Origin of the sequence: Corynebacterium sp., assembly GCF_030535495.1 — a bacterium.
In the GTDB taxonomy this organism is placed as follows: Bacteria; Actinomycetota; Actinomycetes; order Mycobacteriales; family Mycobacteriaceae; genus Corynebacterium.
The window spans coordinates 1-3,493 of record NZ_JAUNRW010000156.1 but is presented as its reverse complement, the minus strand read 5'-3'; the positions used below and the strand labels follow the sequence as shown (position 1 = coordinate 3,493).

Genomic DNA, 3,493 nt, shown 5'->3' with positions numbered 1-3,493 from the left:
TCACCGGCGACATCCGCCTGGTGCTGCACGCCGGTTCCATCACCATCAACGGCCGTCGCTCCAACCACTCGCTCTACGACTTCAACCTGGCCACCTACGACACCGGCGACACCTTCGACCAGACCATGGCCAAGGGCTTCGTCAAGCTCCACGGCCTGTCCTCGGAGATCGCCAACAAGCGCGATCGGGAGGCGTCCAACTAGATGGAGCAGCACGGAACCAACGAGGGTGCACTCTGGGGCGGCCGTTTCTCCGGCGGCCCGGCGGAGGCCATGTTCGCCCTGAGCGTGTCCACCCACTTCGACTGGGTGCTCGCCCCCTATGACGTCCTGGCCTCGCAGGCCCACGCCAAGGTCCTGCACTCCGCCGGCCTGCTGTCCGACGCCGACCTGGAGACGATGCTCGCCGGTCTGCAGCAGCTGGGTCGCGACGTCGCTGACGGCAGCTTCGGCCCCGAGCCCTCCGACGAGGATGTGCACGGCGCCATGGAGCGGGGCCTCATCGACCGCGTCGGCCCCGAGGTCGGCGGGCGTCTGCGCGCCGGTCGTTCCCGCAACGATCAGGTGGCAACCCTGTTCCGCATGTGGGTGCGCGATGCCGTCCGCGGCATCGCCGTCGGTGTCACCGAGCTTATCGACGCCCTCGTCGACCAGGCCGCCGCCCACCCCGCGGCCATCATGCCGGGCAAGACGCACTTCCAGGCCGCGCAGCCCGTGCTGCTCGCACACCAGCTGCTGGCCCACGCCCAGCCGCTGCTGCGCGACCTCGAGCGCATCCGGGATCTGGACAAGCGTCTGGCGGTGAGCCCCTACGGCTCCGGAGCCCTGGCCGGTTCCTCGCTCCAGCTCAACCCGGAGGCCATCGCGGCCGAGCTCGGCTTCGATTCGGCGGCAGACAACTCCATCGACGCGACCTCCTCGCGTGATTTCGCCGCCGAGACCGCCTTCGTCCTGGCGCAGATTTCCGTGGACATGTCGCGTCTGGCGGAGGAGATCATCGCCTGGTGCACCCCGGAGTTCGGCTACGTCACGCTCTCGGACGCGTGGTCCACCGGCTCGTCGATCATGCCGCAGAAGAAGAACCCCGATGTGGCGGAACTCACCCGCGGCAAGACGGGTCGACTCATCGGCAACCTCGCCGGTCTCATGGCCACCCTCAAGGCGCAGCCGCTGGCCTACAACCGTGACCTGCAGGAGGACAAAGAGCCCATCGTCGACTCCGTCGCGCAGCTCACCCTCCTCCTGCCGGCGATGACCGGCCTGGTCGCCACGCTCACCTTCCACGAAGACCGCATGCGTGAGCTGGCCCCGGCCGGATTCACCCTGGCCACCGACCTCGCCGAGTGGATGGTGCGCGAAGGCGTGCCCTTCCGCGAGGCGCACGAGGCCTCCGGCGCGTGCGTCCGCATCGCCGAATCCCGTGGTGTCGGTCTGGATGAACTGACGGACGAGGAGCTGGCGGGCGTCGATAAGCGCCTCACCCCGGCGGTGCGCGAGGTGCTCACCATCGACGGAGCCGTGGCGTCGCGCGCCACCCGCGGTGGCACCGCCGGCGTGCGCGTCACCGAGCAGCGTGAGCGCGTGGCCGAGGCGTCCCGCGACCATCACACCTGGGCCACCACCCCGGTACGCGGATAGCCACGAACGAAGCCAGGCCAAGGAGCATCCTCGGCCTGGCTTTCGCCGTGTCTGCCCCCTGCCTCCAGTGCGGGTGCTAAGGCGCGTCCGGGTACGATACTGAGTCATGAGTCTCGATCCGAAGCTGCTGGAAGTCCTCGCCTGCCCCAAGGACAAGGGCCCGCTGACCTATATGGAGGACCGCGAGGTCCTGGTCAACGAACGGCTCGGTCTGGCCTATCGCATCGACGACGGCATCCCCGTGATGCTTATCGACGAAGCAACGCCCTGGCCGCCCGCCGCCCACTAACGCCCCTTCCTATTCACGAGAGATTTTCATGAACATCATTGACGAGCTGTCCTGGCGCGATCTGATCAACCAGTCGACCGACCTCGAGGCGCTGCGCGAGGCCACCGACGGGACCTCCATCACGCTGTACTGCGGCTTCGATCCCACCGGCCCCTCCCTGCACGCCGGCCACCTGGTACCGCTGCTCATGCTGCGCCGCTTCCAGCAGGCCGGGCACCGCCCGATCGTGCTGGCCGGTGGCGCCACCGGCATGATCGGCGACCCACGAGATGTGGGGGAGCGCTCGATGAACTCCGCCGACACCGTCGCCGACTGGTCGGAGCGTATCTCCGGACAGCTGTCCCGCTTCGTCTCCTTCGAGGGGGACAACGCCGCCCTGCTGCTCAACAACAACGACTGGACGAAGGATCTCTCCGCGATCTCCTTCCTCCGGGACATCGGCAAGCACTTCCCGCTCAACACCATGCTCTCGCGCGACACCGTCAAGCGCCGCCTGGAGACCGACGGCATCTCCTACACCGAGTTCTCCTACGTACTCCTGCAGGCCAACGACTTCGTGGAACTGCGCCGCAACTACGACTGCGTGCTGCAGGTCGGCGGCGGCGACCAGTGGGGCAACCTCGTCGCCGGAGTCGACCTCAACCGCCGCATGGACGGTGCGTCCGTCCACGCCATGACCGTGCCGCTGGTGACCGACTCCGAAGGCAAGAAGTTCGGCAAGTCCACCGGTGGAGGCTCCCTGTGGCTCGATCCCGAGATGACCAGCCCGTACACCTGGTACCAGTACTTCATCAACGCCTCCGACGCCGATGTCATCCGCTACCTGCGGTGGTTCACCTTCCTCACCGCCGAGGAGCTGGCGGAGCTGGAGGTGGAGGTCGCCGAACGCCCCTTCAAGCGCGAGGCCCAGCGCCGCCTGGCCCGCGAGATGACCAACCTCGTGCACGGTGAGGATGCGACCGCAGCCGTCGAACTCGCCTCCCAAGCATTGTTCGGCCGCGCCGAACTGGCGGATCTCGACGAGAAGACCCTGGCATCGGCGGTGTCCGAGACCGAGGTGTTCGAGGTGGGAACAGGCGACGCCCGCACCATCGTCGATCTCATGGTCGGGTCCGGACTGGTCGACTCCCGAGGATCTGCACGCCGGGCCATCAAGGAAGGTGGCGCGTATGTGAACAATGAGCGAATCACCACCGAGGAATGGGAGCCGTCCGAGGCTGACCTGCTCCACGGGTCGTGGCTCGTTCTGCGCCGCGGGAAGAAGAACTTCGCCGGCGTCAAGGTCGCCACGTAGGGGATACCGGAAGCTCCCGTTCCCCGCTGTGACCTGGCGATTTGCTGAAGGTGGGGGACGTGAGTAACTTAGTGGAAGTCGCCGAGAGCGCCGCAGAGAAAAACGCGGAAGGTACGAGGTGACAGTGAGATGAACACGATGTTGACAACATAAAAACGGTCAGCTAAAGTCGAATCTCCAGCCGCAGAAACAAATCCGGATTATCCGGAAGCGTAGCTGTGTGCGGTTGTTGTGTGAGAACTCAATAGTGTGCCAATGTACTTTTGTTTGTGG

At 66.3% G+C, this 3,493-nt stretch carries 3 protein-coding genes and 1 pseudogene; all 4 read left to right on the top strand.

The features are described 5' to 3' along the window. Positions 1–203: pseudogene (locus tag Q4F73_RS11980) on the top strand (argininosuccinate synthase domain-containing protein); the annotation flags it as partial. Then, entirely contained in the window at positions 204–1,637 is a 1,434-nt protein-coding gene (argH, locus tag Q4F73_RS11975; protein ID WP_303359569.1) for an argininosuccinate lyase, read from the top strand. Between the two features lie 106 nt (positions 1,638–1,743). After that, positions 1,744–1,926, top strand: a complete 183-nt coding sequence (locus Q4F73_RS11970) for a Trm112 family protein (protein WP_303359568.1) — start codon at positions 1,744–1,746, stop codon at positions 1,924–1,926. 22 nt (positions 1,927–1,948) lie between these two features. Continuing rightward, on the top strand, positions 1,949–3,220 hold the full coding sequence (tyrS, locus tag Q4F73_RS11965) for a tyrosine--tRNA ligase (protein WP_303359571.1): 1,272 nt from the start codon (positions 1,949–1,951) through the stop codon (positions 3,218–3,220). Positions 3,221–3,493 lie beyond the last annotated feature (273 nt).